This window comes from Burkholderia sp. KCJ3K979 (assembly GCF_016759955.1).
Lineage (GTDB): Bacteria > Pseudomonadota > Gammaproteobacteria > Burkholderiales > Burkholderiaceae > Burkholderia > Burkholderia orbicola.
Window position 1 is genome coordinate 1 of the sequence record NZ_JACFYV010000165.1, and the last position, 15,556, is coordinate 15,556.

The 15,556-nt window shown below is 69.9% G+C and carries 14 protein-coding genes; 11 read left to right on the forward strand and 3 right to left on the reverse strand.

Going from position 1 to position 15,556, the window contains the following annotated elements; genetic code table 11:
• Positions 1-146: 146 nt before the first annotated feature.
• Complete coding sequence (locus H3O04_RS26400) at positions 147-1,856, reverse strand: glutamine--tRNA ligase/YqeY domain fusion protein (RefSeq protein WP_011694261.1); 1,710 nt, start codon at positions 1,854-1,856, stop codon at positions 147-149.
• A 254-nt stretch (positions 1,857-2,110) separates the two neighbouring features.
• Between H3O04_RS26400 and H3O04_RS26405 the strand changes: the two genes are divergently transcribed.
• Entirely contained in the window at positions 2,111-2,320 is a 210-nt protein-coding gene (locus tag H3O04_RS26405; RefSeq protein WP_006497729.1) for an ornithine acetyltransferase, read from the forward strand.
• 194 nt (positions 2,321-2,514) lie between these two features.
• A complete protein-coding gene (locus tag H3O04_RS26410; protein ID WP_202588773.1) occupies positions 2,515-3,063 on the forward strand; it encodes an RBBP9/YdeN family alpha/beta hydrolase in 549 nt (182 codons plus the stop codon).
• Between the two features lie 96 nt (positions 3,064-3,159).
• Here the strand turns inward: H3O04_RS26410 and H3O04_RS26415 are convergent, their stop codons facing one another.
• The gene (locus tag H3O04_RS26415; RefSeq protein WP_202588774.1) at positions 3,160-4,380 is read right to left on the reverse strand and encodes a CaiB/BaiF CoA transferase family protein; all 1,221 of its coding nucleotides are present in this window, start codon (positions 4,378-4,380) and stop codon (positions 3,160-3,162) included.
• A 254-nt stretch (positions 4,381-4,634) separates the two neighbouring features.
• Between H3O04_RS26415 and alaS the strand changes: the two genes are divergently transcribed.
• The gene (gene alaS, locus H3O04_RS26420; RefSeq protein ID WP_202588775.1) at positions 4,635-7,259 is read left to right on the forward strand and encodes an alanine--tRNA ligase; all 2,625 of its coding nucleotides are present in this window, start codon (positions 4,635-4,637) and stop codon (positions 7,257-7,259) included.
• Between the two features lie 147 nt (positions 7,260-7,406).
• Here the strand turns inward: alaS and H3O04_RS26425 are convergent, their stop codons facing one another.
• Positions 7,407-8,321 carry a LysR family transcriptional regulator gene (locus tag H3O04_RS26425; protein WP_185920880.1) on the reverse strand — a complete coding sequence of 305 codons (915 nt, stop codon included), beginning with the start codon at positions 8,319-8,321 and terminating at the stop codon, positions 7,407-7,409.
• A 123-nt stretch (positions 8,322-8,444) separates the two neighbouring features.
• On the opposite strand from H3O04_RS26425, the gene H3O04_RS26430 reads away from it, so the two are divergent.
• The 8 genes from H3O04_RS26430 to H3O04_RS26465 all read left to right on the forward strand — a co-directional run bounded on the left by H3O04_RS26430 (position 8,445) and on the right by H3O04_RS26465 (position 15,509).
• Positions 8,445-9,707 (forward strand): YbfB/YjiJ family MFS transporter, encoded by a 1,263-nt coding sequence (locus H3O04_RS26430; protein ID WP_202588776.1) that lies wholly within the window; start codon positions 8,445-8,447, stop codon positions 9,705-9,707.
• A gap of 122 nt (positions 9,708-9,829) precedes the next feature.
• Entirely contained in the window at positions 9,830-10,366 is a 537-nt protein-coding gene (locus H3O04_RS26435) for an NUDIX domain-containing protein (RefSeq protein WP_027805645.1), read from the forward strand.
• Between the two features lie 157 nt (positions 10,367-10,523).
• Entirely contained in the window at positions 10,524-10,961 is a 438-nt protein-coding gene (locus H3O04_RS26440) for an acyl-CoA thioesterase (RefSeq protein WP_027787751.1), read from the forward strand.
• A gap of 9 nt (positions 10,962-10,970) precedes the next feature.
• A complete protein-coding gene (locus H3O04_RS26445) occupies positions 10,971-11,906 on the forward strand; it encodes a branched-chain amino acid ABC transporter permease (protein ID WP_202588777.1) in 936 nt (311 codons plus the stop codon).
• A complete protein-coding gene (locus H3O04_RS26450; protein WP_202588778.1) occupies positions 11,899-13,125 on the forward strand; it encodes a branched-chain amino acid ABC transporter permease in 1,227 nt (408 codons plus the stop codon). Before H3O04_RS26445 ends, H3O04_RS26450 begins: the two co-directional genes overlap by 8 nt.
• Positions 13,125-13,877, forward strand: a complete 753-nt coding sequence (locus tag H3O04_RS26455) for an ABC transporter ATP-binding protein (protein WP_202588781.1) — start codon at positions 13,125-13,127, stop codon at positions 13,875-13,877. Before H3O04_RS26450 ends, H3O04_RS26455 begins: the two co-directional genes overlap by 1 nt.
• On the forward strand, positions 13,874-14,578 hold the full coding sequence (locus H3O04_RS26460; RefSeq protein ID WP_202588779.1) for an ABC transporter ATP-binding protein: 705 nt from the start codon (positions 13,874-13,876) through the stop codon (positions 14,576-14,578). The genes H3O04_RS26455 and H3O04_RS26460 overlap by 4 nt, the downstream gene beginning before the upstream one ends.
• A 184-nt stretch (positions 14,579-14,762) precedes the next feature.
• Positions 14,763-15,509: a glucose 1-dehydrogenase gene (locus tag H3O04_RS26465; protein ID WP_202588780.1), complete on the forward strand. Its 747-nt coding sequence runs from the start codon at positions 14,763-14,765 to the stop codon at positions 15,507-15,509.
• Positions 15,510-15,556: the final 47 nt, after the last annotated feature.

The window sequence follows — 15,556 nt, forward strand, 5'->3', positions numbered from 1 at the left end:
GCGCGTGAATGAGCGCCGCGGCTGTCGCTGCAGCCATCCGTCCTTCGGCGCACGCCGATAAAAAAACCGGCCCTCGAGCCGGTTTTTTTCATGGGCAGGCAGCGGGGCGGCTTGCGAAGCCGCACGCCGCCGCGTGCAGCAGGCCGTCAGGCCGGCTTGCCCCAGCTGTCGCGTAGCCCGACGATCCGGTTGAACACCGGCTTGCCCGGTTTCGAATCGACACGGTCTGCAACAAAGTAGCCGTGGCGCTCGAACTGCAGGCGCGTTTCCGGCGCGACGTCGCCGTTGCCCGGCTCGAGGTACGCCTGCACGATCTTCTTCGAATCGGGGTTCAGCGCCTCGAGGAAGTTCGCGCCGCCCGCGTCCGGGTGCGGCTCCTTGAACAGGCGGTCGTAGATCCGCACTTCGGCCGGCTGCGCGTGCTTCGCGCTGACCCAGTGGATGTTGCCCTTGACCTTGTACGTGTTCGCGCCTTCGGTGCCCGACTTGCTGTCCGGGAAGTAGTTGCAGTGCACGGCCGTCACGTTGCCGTCGGCGTCCTTGTCGAAGCCCGTGCACTCGATCACGTAGCCGTAGCGCAGGCGCACCTTGTTGCCCGGGAACAGCCGGAAATAGCCCTTCGGCGGATTCTCGACGAAGTCCTCGCGCTCGATCCACAGCTCGCGCGAGATCGGGAACGTGCGCACGCCGCGGTCCGGATGGTGCGGATGCACGGGCGCCGTGCAGGCTTCCTCGAGGTCTTCCGGATAGTTGTCGATCACGAGCTTCAGCGGATCGAGCACCGCGACCGTACGCGCGGCCTTGTCGTCGAGGTCGTCGCGCAGCGCGCCTTCGAAGATGCTCATGTCGATCCACGAATCGATCTTCGTCACGCCGATCCGCTCGCAGAACAGGTGAATGCTTTCCGGCGTGAAGCCGCGGCGGCGCACGCCGACGATCGTCGGCATCCGCGGGTCGTCCCAGCCGTCGACGTGGCCTTCGGTGACGAGCTGCAGCAGCTTGCGCTTGCTGGTGATCGCGTACGTGAGGTTCAGCCGCGAGAATTCGATCTGTTGCGGCAGCGGGCGCGTGAACACGCCGGCTTCCGCGAGTTCGTTCAGCACCCAGTCGTACAGCGGGCGGTGATCCTCGAATTCGAGCGTGCACAGCGAATGCGTGATGCCTTCGAGCGCATCCGAGATGCAGTGCGTGTAGTCGTACATCGGATACACGCACCATGCGTCGCCGGTGCGGTAATGGTGCGCGTAGCGGATCCGGTAGATCACCGGGTCGCGCATGTTCATGTTCGGCGACGCCATGTCGATCTTCGCGCGCAGCACGTGCTCGCCTTCCTTGAACTCGCCGGCCTTCATGCGGCGGAACAGGTCGAGGTTTTCTGCCGGCGTGCGATCGCGGAACGGCGACGGCTTGCCGCCTTCGGTCAGCGAGCCGCGGTTCGCGCGCATTTCGTCGGCGCTCTGGCTGTCGACGTACGCCTTGCCGCGCTGGATCAGCAGCTCGGCGAACTCGTACAGCTTGTCGTAGTAGTCGCTCGCGAAATACTGGTGATCGACCGCGTCCTTGCGCCAGTCGAAGCCGAGCCAGCGCACCGCGTCGACGATCGAGTCGACGTATTCGACGCTTTCCTTTTCCGGGTTCGTGTCGTCGAAGCGCAGGTGGCACACGCCGCCGTAGTCGCGCGCGACGCTGAAGTTCAGGCAGATGCTCTTCGCGTGACCGATGTGCAGATAGCCGTTCGGCTCGGGCGGGAAGCGCGTTTCGACGCGGCCGCCCCATTTGCCGGTGCGGTTGTCGTCGTCGATGATGTTGCGGATGAAATTGGAAGCCGCGGGGGCGTCGTTGCGTTCGGTGCTCATGCGGTTGGCGTCAGGGTTGTGTCGGCGCGTCGCGCCGGTTTAATCCTGTAATTCTACCTGACCGGGGTCCGTCCCGCGCGGCCTGCCGGTCGGCTGCCGTCGGTTCGCGAGGTGTTTCGCAATATATCGAGTGTGTGTCGGCTGTAACACGACGTAAATCGGATTGCCGGCGCCGTTCGGGTTTTCCTATGATCGCTTTACCGATTCAATGCCGCCATTCGCAATTTTTGCCTGGCGGGAGGAAGCCAATAATCATGATGAAGAAGACCACTTTTCTCGTTCGTACCGCGGTAATCGTCGCGGCCCTGTCGCAACTCGGCGCATGCGCGATGACGCATACGCAGCGTAACGCCGGTATTGGCGCGGCCGCGGGCGGCGCGCTCGGCTACCTGATCACGGGCGGCCCGGTCGGCACGGTGGCCGGCGCGGCGGCAGGCGGCCTGGTCGGCGCCGGCGTACGCTGATCTGCCGCGCCGGCTGGCGCCCGCGACGCGGGCGCCACTGCATGCCGGCCGGTCGTGACGCCTGCCTGAGCGCGTCACGACCCGCTCGAAGGTCACGCACACCCCCGGATTTTGACAGGCACCATCAGGGAGAGGCGGGTGTGCGACACTGCGTCGACGCTACAACACGATTCCATTCGTCGACGCCTCCCTTCATGAGCGATCCCCTCGTTTTCGTCCTGCCGGGCTATGCCAATTCGGGCCCGCTTCACTGGCAGAGCCGCTGGGAGCGCGCGGATGCGCGCTTCTCGCGGGTCGCGATGCCTGACTGGAACCGCGCGTTCCGCAACGGCTGGTGTCTCGCGCTCGACCGGGCGGTCGAAGCGGCGCGCGGGCCGGTGCTGATCGCCGGCCACAGCCTCGGCACGCTGACCACCGCATGGTGGGCGACCCGCTATGCACGCCCGGCTGCGCTCGCGAAAGTGCGCGGCGCGCTGCTCGTCGCGTTGCCCGATCCCGCCGGGCCGATGTTTCCGGCAGAGGCACACGGCTTCGGCCCGGTGCCCCACGAGCGGCTGCCGTTTCCCACCTGTGTCGTCGCGAGCAGCGACGATCCGTACGGTTCGCTCGCGTTCGCACGCGGCTGCGCGAACGCGTGGGGCAGCACGTTCCATGACCTCGGCCCGCGCGGCCACATCAACGCGGACAGCGGGCTCGGCGACTGGCCGCAAGCGCGCGGCTGGCTCGACGCGCTCGGGCGTTAGTCAGCCTGTCGGTCGGGCGCGGGGCGCGGCCGTGTGATCCCGTCGTTGCACGCCACGTGCGCCCGCAGCCGCCGCGACGCCGTCACCCGAATCGCGTCAGATCGCCTGTTTCGCCTTCAACGCGGCGATCCGCACGTCGTCGTAGCCGAGCATGTCGCGCAGCACGTCTTCCGTCTGCGCGCCGAGCAGCGGCGGGGCCGTGCGCGCGTCCGGCGGCGTCGCGCTCATCCGGATCGGGTTGCGCACGAGCTTCACGTCCGCGCCGCACGGGTGCGGCAGCGCTACCTGCATCCCGCGCGCGACCACCTGCTCGTTGTCGAACACCTCGTCGAGATCGTTGATCGGCCCGCACGGCACGCCGGCCGCCTCGAGCGCGCCGATCCAGTCGGCCTTGCCGCGCGCCTTCACCATCTCCGCGAGGATCGGCACCAGCGTGTCGCGGTGACGCACGCGCGACGGGTTCGTCGCGAAGCGCTCGTCGTCGGCCAGCTCGGGCCGGCCGCCGGCCTCGACGAACTTGCGGAACTGCCCGTCGTTGCCGACCGCGACGATGATCCAGCCGTCGCGCGTCTGGAACGTCTGGTACGGCACGATGTTCGGATGCGCGTTGCCCCAGCGCACCGGCGGCTTGCCGCTCGCGAGAAAGTTGGTGTTCATGTTCGCGAGCAGCGCGACCTGCACGTCGAGCAGCGCCATGTCGATGTACTGGCCTTCGCCCGTGCGGTCGCGATGCGCGAGCGCGGCGAGCACGGCGATCGTCGAATAGAGGCCGGTCGCGAGATCGGCGATCGCGACGCCGGCCTTCTGCGGGCCGCCGCCCGGCTGGCCGTCGCGTTCGCCGGTGATGCTCATGAAGCCGCCGATCCCCTGCACGATGAAGTCGTAGCCCGCGCGGTGCGCGTACGGCCCCGTCTGGCCGAAGCCGGTGACCGAGCAGTAGACGAGATCGGGCTTCACCGCCCGCAGCGAGTCGTAATCGAGCCCGTACTTCTTCAATTGCCCGACCTTGTAGTTCTCGAGCACGACGTCGCTCTGCGCGGCGAGTTCGCGCACGATTTGCTGCCCTTCGGGCGTTGCGATGTCGATCGTCACCGAGCGCTTGTTGCGGTTCGCCGCGAGGTAGTACGCGGCCTCGGCGGTATCCGCGCCGTCCGCGTCCTTCAGGTACGGCGGCCCCCAGTGGCGCGTGTCGTCGCCGGCGCCCGGGCGCTCGACCTTGATCACGTCCGCGCCGAAGTCGGCAAGGGTCTGCGCGCACCACGGGCCCGCGAGCACGCGGGTCAGGTCCAGCACGCGGATATGGCTCAGGGCACCCATCGTCGAATCGTCTCCTTTCATGGCGGGCCTGCGTTGTCGGGCAAGGCCGATTGGCATGCCGAGCATCTTAAGGCGAATCGGCCGCGCGGGTGGCCCAGGCGGCTCGTCCGGATGGCCGAGCCGCGTCGCCGGCGCTTTGCCCGGAAGCGGGCCCCGATCCCGTATAATCGATCGTTTCCGAATCCATGCCGCCGCGCGCCCCGCCTGGGGCGGCGGCGTTTGAAGCCGTCTTTGCCAGACTGTCCCCGCACGCCATGAAAGCTGCCGAAATCCGCGAGAAATTCCTCAAATTCTTCGAATCGAAGGGCCACACGATCGTCCGCTCGTCGAGCCTCGTGCCCGGTAACGACCCCACGCTGATGTTCACGAACTCGGGCATGGTCCAGTTCAAGGACGTCTTCCTCGGCACGGACCCGCGCCCGTACTCGCGCGCCACGACGGCGCAGCGCAGCGTGCGCGCGGGCGGCAAGCACAACGACCTCGAGAACGTCGGCTACACGGCGCGCCACCACACGTTCTTCGAGATGCTCGGCAACTTCTCGTTCGGCGACTACTTCAAGCACGACGCGATCAAGTTCGCGTGGGAGCTGCTGACCACGGTCTACCAGCTGCCGAAGGACAAGCTGTGGGTGACCGTCTACCAGGAAGACGACGAGGCCTACGACATCTGGGCGAAGGAAGTCGGCGTGCCGACCGAGCGGATCATCCGGATCGGCGACAACAAGGGTGCGCGTTACGCATCGGACAACTTCTGGACGATGGGCGACACCGGCCCGTGCGGCCCGTGTACCGAAATCTTCTACGACCACGGCCCGGACGTGTGGGGCGGCCCGCCGGGGTCGCCTGAAGAAGACGGCGACCGCTACATCGAGATCTGGAACCTCGTGTTCATGCAGTTCAACCGCGACGCGCAGGGCAACATGACGCGCCTGCCGAAGCAGTCGGTCGACACCGGCATGGGCCTCGAGCGTCTCGCCGCGGTGCTGCAGCACGTGCACAGCAACTACGAGATCGACCTGTTCCAGAACCTGATCAAGGCCGCCGCGCGCGTGAGCGAGATCAGCGACCTCACGAACAACTCGCTGAAGGTGATCGCCGATCACATCCGCGCGTGCTCGTTCCTGATCGTCGACGGCGTGATCCCGGGCAACGAAGGCCGCGGCTACGTGCTGCGCCGGATCGTGCGCCGCGCGATCCGCCACGGCTACAAGCTGGGCCGCAAGGGCGCGTTCTTCCACAAGCTGGTGGCCGACCTCGTCGCCGAGATGGGCACCGCCTATCCGGAGCTGAAGGAAGCCGAGCAGCGCGTGACCGACGTGCTGCGCCAGGAAGAAGAGCGCTTCTTCGAGACGATCGAGCACGGCATGTCGATCCTCGAAGCCGCGCTGGCGGAGGTCGAGGCGAAGGGCGGCAAGGTGCTCGACGGCGAGCTCGCGTTCAAGCTGCACGACACGTACGGCTTCCCGCTGGACCTGACGGCCGACGTGTGCCGCGAGCGCGGGATGACGGTCGACGAGCCGGCATTCGACGACGCGATGGCGCGCCAGCGCGAGCAGGCGCGCGCGGCCGGCAAGTTCAAGGCGACGCAGGGCCTCGAATACTCGGGCGCGAAGACCACCTTCCACGGTTACGAGGAAATCGCGTTCGACGACGCGAAGGTCGTTGCGCTGTACGTCGACGGTTCGGCCGTCAACGAGGTGAAGGCCGGCCAGGACGCGGTCGTCGTGCTCGACCACACGCCGTTCTACGCGGAATCGGGCGGCCAGGTCGGCGACCAGGGCGTGCTCGCGAACGCCGCAACGCGCTTCGCGGTGGCCGACACGCTGAAGGTGCAGGCCGACGTGATCGGCCATCACGGCACGCTGGAGCAGGGCACGCTGAAGGTCGGCGACGTGCTGCGCGCGGAAATCGACGCGCACCGCCGCGCCCGCACGCAGCGCAACCACTCGGCCACCCACCTGATGCACAAGGCGCTGCGCGAAGTGCTCGGCGCGCACGTGCAGCAGAAGGGTTCGCTCGTCGACGCGGACAAGACCCGTTTCGATTTCGCGCACAACGCACCGATGACCGACGACGAAATCCGTCGCGTCGAGCAGATCGTCAACAACGAGATCCTCGCCAACGCGCCGGGCATCGTGCGCGTGATGCCGTACGACGAAGCGGTGAAGGGCGGCGCGATGGCGCTGTTCGGCGAGAAGTACGGCGATGAAGTGCGCGTGCTCGACCTCGGCTTCTCGCGCGAACTGTGTGGCGGCACGCACGTGCACCGCACCGGCGACATCGGCCTGTTCAAGATCGTCGTCGAAGGCGGCGTCGCGGCCGGCATCCGCCGCGTCGAGGCGATCACCGGCGACAACGCGGTGCGCTACGTGCAGGAGCTCGACGCACGCGTGAATGAAGCCGCGGCCGCGCTGAAGGCGCAGCCGTCGGAACTCACGCAGCGCATTGCGCAGGTGCAGGAGCAGGTGAAGTCGCTCGAGAAGGAACTGGGCGCGCTGAAGTCGAAGCTCGCGTCGAGCCAGGGCGACGAGCTCGCGCAGCAGGCCGTCGAAATCGGCGGCGTGTACGTGCTGGCCGCGACGCTCGACGGCGCCGATGCGAAGACGCTGCGCGAAACGGTCGACAAGCTGAAGGACAAGCTGAAGAGCGCGGCGATCGTGCTGGCGGCCGTCGAAGGCGGCAAGGTCAGCCTGATCGCGGGCGTCACGCCGGACGCGAGCAAGAAAGTCAAGGCCGGCGAGCTCGTGAACTTCGTCGCGCAGCAAGTGGGCGGCAAGGGCGGCGGCCGTCCGGACATGGCGCAGGCCGGCGGCACCGAGCCGGCGAACCTGCCGGGCGCGCTGGCCGGCGTGAAGGGCTGGGTCGAAGAACGGCTCTGATCCCTGATCGTTGCACGACCGATGCGATGCCGTCGCCCTGACGGCATCGCGTGAATCGACGAACGACCCGATCGGCAGGCGCCGGTCGGGTCGTTTCGTTTGTGCAGTCCATGCGCGTCGATCGATGCGGCGGCGCGCGCATAGGGGTCAGGCCGGCACGGTCACCGTTGGCGTTGTCATGTCCCCAGGCTGCCGCGCGGCGTCGGTGAGCGCATCGCGCAGCGCGGCGAGCGCCGCCGACGCATAGCCGCGCCGCCACCCGAGCAGCGTGTCGATGCCTTCGAGTTCAGGAATCGTGTGCGCGGCGATGTTGCCGGTCTCCGGTTGCAGATCGAGCACCGAACGTGGCGCGACCGCGACGCCCGCGCCGGCCGCGACGCACGCGACGATCGCGTGATACGAGCCGAGTTCGAGCACCCGGGCCGGCTTCACGCCGTGCGCCGCGTACCACCGTTCGACGTACTTGCGATACGCGCAGCCGCGCTCGAACGCGATCAGCGTCGGCAGGATCACGTCGCGCGGCGTGCGCACCGGCGGATGGCCGCGCGGCGTGAGCAGCACGAGATCCTCGCGGAAGATCGGCACCGTCTCGAACGTGTCGGGCAGCGTGTCCGGCTCGGGCGGCCGCGCAAACAGCGCGGCGTCGATCTCGAAGTCGCGCACGCGGTCGATCAGGCAGCCCGTCGTGCCCGTCAGCAGCTCGAGCGACACGTCGGGCCACGCATGGTGGTAGCGCGCGAGGAGGGTCGGCAGCCGGCTCGCGGCCGTGCTTTCCATCGTGCCGAGCCGCAGCCGGCCGCGCGGCGTGTCCTCGCGCACCGCGTCGCGCGCCTCGTCGGCGAGCGCGAGCAGGCGCTCCGCATACGGCAGCAGCGTCTGCCCGGCTGGGGTCAGCACGAGCCGGCGGCCGTCGCGCACGAACAGCGCCGCGCCGAGTTCCTCTTCCAGCTGCTTGATGCGCGTCGTGACGTTCGACTGCACGCGATTGAGCTTGGCCGCCGCGCGCGTCACGCCGTTTTCGCGCACGACCGCCCGGAAAATCGCCAGCGCCGCCAGGTCCATGATTCTCTCCGAGGGATGGGTCGATTCTTAATTATTCATTTTTCGAGAATGGTTGGTCAAGTTAGGATGGACCCATTCCGATTTCCGATCCGGCCGGCGCGCGACGCGCCCGCCCATGCCGCCATGTCCCGCTTCGATGCCCTGACCGCCGCCGCCCGCGTGCTTTCGTCCGACCAGGCCGACCGCCGTGCCCGCGCGGCCGCGTTCGCCTGCATGGTCGGCCTGGCCGTCGTGCTCGGCGTCGGCCGTTTCGCGTTCACGCCGCTGTTGCCGCTGATGCTCGCGGACGGCTCGATCGGGCTGAAAGGCGGCAGCTGGCTCGCGTCGGCGAACTACGCGGGGTACTTCGCCGGCGCGGTCAGTTGCGCGGCGCTGCGCGTCGCGCCGGCGCGAATGGTGCGCTTCGGGCTCGTCGCGACCGTGCTGCTGACCGCCGCGATGGGCGTCGGCCACCTGCTGCCGGTGTGGCTCGTCGTGCGTTTCGTCGCGGGCGTCGTCAGCGCATGGACGTTCGTGTTCGTGTCGCAATGGGGACTGCGGCGTCTGGCCGAGCTGGCTGCGCCCGAATGGAGCGGGGTGATCTACGCGGGGCCGGGCGTCGGCATCGTGGTGACGGGGCTGATCGGCAGTGCGCTGGCCGGGCAGCGTGCGTCGGTGGGCTGGCTGGGTTTCGCGGCGTTGTCGGCCGTCCTGTCGGTCGCGATCTGGCGCACGTTTGGTGTGGCGCCGGCCTCCGCGCACGCGCAGCCCACGCCGCCGGCCGCCGCGCCGCATGCGGCTACCGTCTCGCCCGCCACCCCGGCGGCGCGGGCCGACACGCGACGCCATCGCGCGGACGCCGCGTGGCTCGTCGTGCTCTACGGCGCCCCCGGCTTCGGCTACATCATCACCGCGACGTTCCTGCCGGTGATCGCGCGCGCCGCACTGCCGGCCGCCTCTCCTTGGCCGGACCTGTTCTGGCCGATGTTCGGCGCCGCGCTGATCGTCGGCGCGATCACCGCCGCGCGGCTGCCCGGGCACTGGGACAACCGGCTGCTGCTGGCGGCCGGCTGCGCGACGCAGGCGCTCGGCATCGCGGCCGGGATCGTGTGGCCGAACGCGGCCGGTTTCTCGATCGGCAGCGCGTTGCTCGGCCTGCCATTCACCGCGATCACGCTGTTCGCGATGCGCGAGGCGCGGCGTCTGCACGGCGAGCGCGCGGCCGGGCTGATGGGCTATGCGACCGCGTCGTACGGCGTCGGGCAGATCCTCGGGCCGCTCGTCGCGGCGCCGCTGGCCGCGCGCTTCGGGTCGTTCACACCCGCGCTGTGGGTCGCGGTGGCCGCGCTGCTGATCGGCGCCGCCGGCTTCGCCGCGACCGCCGCACACGGGCGCAGGTCGCCCTGACGCCGGTGGGGCCGGATCGTCTCGGGCGCGGGCAAACTCGCTAGAATGAAGCCTTTCCCGCGCCGAGCGGGTGTCCGACGCGGCTTGCAGGCCGATGCCCGGCGCTCGCCAGATCCCCATCGATGACCACCGCCGACTACCGCTTTTGCCCGCGCTGCGCGAGCCCGCTGACCGAGCGTGCCGATCCCGACCATGAAGGCGGCCGCGTCCGCCAGGCCTGCCCCGACGACACCTGCGGCTACGTGCACTGGAACAATCCGCTGCCGGTCGTCGCCGCGATCGTCGAACTCGACGGCAAGATCCTGCTCGCGCGCAACGCCGCGTGGCCCGAAGGGATGTTCGCGCTGATCACCGGCTTCCTCGAAAACGGCGAGACGCCCGAGGACGGCATCGCCCGCGAGGTGTTCGAGGAAACCGCGCTGAAGGCCGAGCACGTGTCGCTCGTCGGCGTGTACGAATTCATCCGCAAGAACGAACTGATCATCGCGTACCACGTGCGGGCGTCCGGCACGGTGTCGCTGTCGCCGGAACTGCTCGAATACAAGCTCGTCGATCCGCCGCTGCTGCGTCCGTGGCGTGCCGGCACGGGTGTCGCGCTCGCCGACTGGATGCGCGCGCGCGGCCTCGATTTCGAATTCGTCGATCGGCCGGGGCAGTGACGCGCCGGCCTGCCCGCGGCGTGTCGTCCGCCGTGCCGCGCGCGATCGCGACGCGGCGCCGCGTTGCCTGCCGGCGCGCCGCGTGCTTCGGCCGCCGCGCGTCGTTCCCATCGTCTTCACCATCCTCATCGCTTCCATCGTCCTGAGCGCCATCGCCATGTCCGACAAGCCGCAGCCGCGTCCGCGCGACGCCTATCGCCACTTCCTGCCGATCACGACCCGCTGGATGGACAACGACGTCTACGGGCACGTGAACAACGTCGTCTACTACAGCTACTTCGACACCGTCGTGAACGAGTACCTGATCCGCGCGGGCGTGCTCGACGTCGAGCACGGGCAGACGATCGGGCTGGTCGTCGAGACGCAGTGCAACTATTTCGCGCCGCTCGTGTTCCCGCAATCGGTCGACGCGGGGCTGCGCGTCGTGAAGCTCGGCACGTCGAGCGTGCGCTACGAAGTCGGGCTGTTCGCGCAAGGCGATGCGTCGCCCGCCGCGCAGGGGCATTTCGTGCACGTATACGTCGATCGCGGCACGCGCCGTCCGGTGCCGCTGCCCGACGCGCTGCGCGCCGCGCTCGAACCGCTCGCCGCCTGACGCTGCGCGGTGCACGCGTTCGCGCTCCAGGCCTTCAACGGCCTCAGCTACGGCTTGCTGCTGTTCATGCTGTCAGCCGGCCTCACGCTGATCTTCAGCGTGCAGGGCGTGCTCAACTTCGCGCATGCGAGCTTCTACATGCTCGGTGCGTACGTCGGCTACAGCATCGCGGCCTGGGCGGGCTTCTGGCCCGCGCTCGTGCTCGCGCCGCTGGCGGTCGGGCTGCTCGGCGCCGGCTGCGAACGCGCGCTGCTGCGCCGCGTGCAGGCGCGCGGCCATACGAGCGAACTGCTGCTGACCTTCGGGCTCGCGTACCTGATCGGCGAGGGCGCGAAACTCGCATGGGGCCTCGCACCGCTGCCGGCGCCGGTGCCGCCGCTGTTCGACGGTGCGCCCGTGACCGTGTTCGGTCTCGCCTTGCCGCGTTACCGGCTGTTCATGATGGCGATGTCCACGACGATGCTGGTCGGGCTCGGCGTGCTGCTGCGTGCGTCGCGCATCGGGCTCGTCGTGCGCGCGGCGCTCACGCATCGCGCGGCGGTCGAGGCGCTCGGCTACGACGTGCCGCGCGTGATGACGGCGCTGTTCGGCGCGGGCACCGCGCTCGCGGCACTGGCCGGTGTGATCGGCGCGCCGCTCGCGGTGATCGAACCGGCGCTCGCCGAGACGGTCGGGTCGGTCGTGTTCGCGGTGGTCGTGATCGGCGGGCTCGGCTCGCTCGGCGGTGCGTTCGTCGCGTCGCTCGCGGTCGGCTTCGCGCAGACCTTCGCGGCCGCGAGCGGCACGTCGCTACGCGACCTCGCGCAATGGACGGGCATCGCGCTGCCCGACAGCGTGGCAGCGGTGTCGATCGCGCAACTGGCGCCGCTGGTGCCGTACCTGCTGCTCGTCGCGGTGCTGGTCGCGCGGCCGCGTGGGTTGCTCGGCGAGCGTGTCGATGCATAGCCGCGCAGTGGCCGGATGCGCGCGCTGGGCGCTGTTCGCCGCGTGTGTCGCGCTGCCCGCGTGGCTGTGGCCGCATGGTGCGGTGCTCGGCTATCTCGCGCAGACGGCCGCGCTCGTCGTGCTCGCGCTGTCGTACAACCTGCAGCTCGGCACGACCGGGCTGCTGTCGTTCGGGCACGCGGCGTTCGCAGGCCTCGGTGCGTTCGCGGCCGCCCACTGGTTCAATCACGTCGGCGGCCCGCTGCCGCTGTTGCCGCTCGTCGGCGGCATGGCCGGCGCGGGCTTCGGGTTGGTCGCCGGGCTGCTGGCGACGCGCCGCTCGGGCACCGCGTTCGCGATGATCACGCTCGGGCTCGGCGAATGCGTCGCGGCCGCCGCGTGGAGCGTGCCCGCGTGGTTCGGCGGGATCGGCGGCGTGCCGATCGACCGGGCGAGCGGCGCGCCGTGGGGCAACGGGTATTTCGGCGCGCCGGCCCACGCGTATGCGGTGATCGCCGCGTGGTGCGTCGTGTCGGCGGCGGCCATGCATGTGCTGACGCGCACGCCGCTCGCGCGGCTCGCTAACGCGGTGCGCGACAACCCGGCGCGCGTCGCGGCGCTCGGCACCGATCCGCGCCGCGTGCGGCTTGCGATGGTCACGTGCGCATCGTTCTTCGCCGGCGTCGCCGGCACGCTGACGCTGATCGACGTCGAACTCGCGACGCCCGACAGCGTGTCGATGGCGCGCTCGGCGACCGTGCTGATCGCCGCGGTGATCGGCGGCACCGGTGCGTTCTTCGGGCCGGCGGCCGGCGCGGCCGTGCTGACCGCGCTGAGTATCGGCGTCGCGGGCGTGTCGCGTGCGTGGGCGCTGTATCTGGGCGTGCTGTTCGTCGCAATCGTCGTGGCCGCGCCGGGCGGGATCGCCGGCATCGCGCAGGCGCTCGCGCATGCATTGCGGCGCGATGTGTCGGCGACCGAGCGCTGGCGGGTGCTGTGCGCGATCGGTGCGTGCGTGTTCTGGGGCGTCGCGATCGTCTGCGCGGCCGAGCTCGGCTATGCGTGGCGCTTCGCGCAGGACGACGGCACGGGCCTCGCGTTCGGCGCATGGGGCATCGACGCCGATACGCCGGTCGGCTGGGCCGTCGCGGCTTCGGCGGCCGGCATCGGCACGCTGCTGTGGGGCTGGCGCGCGCGGCTCGGGCACGGCGCGGCGGTCGCCACGCAGGAGGACGCATGATGAACGGCAACGCGATCGCGTTGCACGGCGTGGTGCAGCGCTTCGGCGCGCAGACCGTGCTCGACGGCGTCGATCTGAGCATCGCGTCCGGCGAGCGTCACGCGCTGATCGGACCGAACGGCGCGGGCAAGTCGACGCTGTTCGGCGTGATCGCCGGGGCGACGCGCCCGACGCGCGGGCGCGTCATGCTGCACGGCGTCGAGCTGCGCGGGCGCGGGCCGGTCGTTGCGAGCCGCCTCGGCATCGGCCGCAGTTTCCAGCAGACGAGCGCATTCGCGCGCCTCAGCGTATTCGACAACCTGCGCTGCGCGGCGCTGCATGCGCCGGCCGAGCGGCGGCGCTGGTGGAACCGGTTGCGCGAATCGGCGTCGGTCGATCTCGCGGCCGCGCGCGTGCTGCACGACATCGGCCTCGACGCGCGGCGCGATACGCCGGCCGGTGAATTGAGTTACGCGGAGCAACGCGCGCTCGATCTCGGGATCGCGCTCGCGAGCGGTGCACGTACGCTGCTGCTCGACGAGCCGACGGCCGGCATGAGCCGCGCGCAGGCGGCGCGGATGATCGCGCTGATCCGTGCGACGACGCAGGGCCGCACGGTGCTGATGATCGAGCACGACATGGACGCGGTGTTCGGTTTCGCCGAACGCATCACGGTGCTCGTGCGCGGCGCGGTGGTCGCGACCGGCGCGCCCGATGCGATCCGCGCCGATCCGCGCGTGCGTGCCGCGTACCTGGGCGAGGGCGCGGCATGAACGCCGTGCTCGACATTCGCGGGCTGCGCGCGTGGTACGGGAGGCAGCCCGTGCTTGACGGCGTCGATCTCGCGCTCGCGCCGGGCGAGACGCTCGCGCTGCTCGGCCGCAACGGCTCGGGACGCTCGACGCTCGCGAAGGCCGTGATGGGGCTCGTACGCACGGCCGGCTCGGTGCGCATCGCCGGCGCCGAATGCGCGGGTGCGCGCACGTTCGAGATCGCGCGGCGCGGCGTTGCTTACGTGGCTGAAAGCCGCGACGTGTTCCCGCTGCTGAGCGTGCGCGACAACCTGCGGCTCGGTTTGCGCGGCGCGAGCGGCGCCGCCGAACGCACGGCGCTCGATCGTCTGTTCGAGCGTTTTCCGCTGTTGGCCGCGCGCGCGGACGTGAAAGCCGGGCGATTATCGGGCGGCGAGCAGCAGGTGCTCGCGCTGGTGCGCGCACTCGCCGGCCGCCCGCGCGTGCTGATCGTCGACGAGCCGGCCGAGGGGCTCGCGCCGCTCGCGGTCGACGAAGTCGGCGCGTGCCTCGCCGCGCTGCAGGCCGACGGCGTCGCGATCGTGCTGATCGAGCAGCGGCTGCAGCTCGCGCCGCGGCTCGCGCGGCGCGTCGCGGTGATGGGGCGCGGACGGATCATCTACGACGGCGCGCTCGACGGCCTGGGCGGCGAGGTCGCCGATGCGTGGTTGAGCGCCGGCTGACCGCGCCCGGTCGATTGTTCGGCAAACTCCGCCAGTCAATTCGCGTCGAGCCGCTTTATCGCTGCGGTGCCGCAACGTACATTGCCAGTCAGGCCGGTCGCCATCCCAACGCGTCGACGCGTCAACGCATCGTCGCGGCAACCGGCACCATCCATCGAACGTCTTCGGACTGAGGAATGAAATCATGAGCAAGCTGACAGGCAAGGTCGCGATCGTCACGGGCGCATCCAAGGGCATCGGCGCGGCAATCGCGAAGGCACTGGCCGCCGAGGGCGCAGCGGTCGTCGTCAACTACGCGAGCAGCAAGGCGGGTGCGGACGCGGTCGTGAGCGCGATCACCGAAGCGGGCGGCCGCGCGGTCGCGGTCGGCGGCGACGTGTCGAAGGCCGCCGATGCGCAGCGCATCGTCGATACCGCGATCGACACGTACGGCCGTCTCGACGTGCTCGTCAACAACTCCGGCGTGTACGAATTCGCACCGATCGAAGCGATCACCGAGGAACACTACCGCCGGCAGTTCGACACGAACGTGTTCGGCGTGCTGCTGACCACGCAGGCCGCGGTCAAGCATCTCGGCGAAGGCGCGAGCATCATCAACATCAGCTCGGTGGTGACCAGCATCACGCCGCCGGCCAGCGCCGTGTACAGCGGCACGAAGGGCGCGGTCGACGCGATCACCGGCGTGCTCGCGCTCGAACTCGGCCCGCGCAAGATCCGCGTGAACGCGATCAACCCGGGGATGATCGTGACCGAAGGCACACACAGCGCGGGCATCATCGGGTCGGATCTCGAAGCGCAGGTGCTCGGCCAGACGCCGCTCGGCCGCCTTGGCGAGCCGAACGACATCGCGTCGGTCGCGGTGTTCCTCGCGTCGGACGATGCGCGCTGGATGACCGGCGAGCACCTCGTCGTGAGCGGCGGGTTGAACTGATCGTCCGCGGTACCGCGCGAACGGTGCGTGTGCGCGGTTCGCGCGGT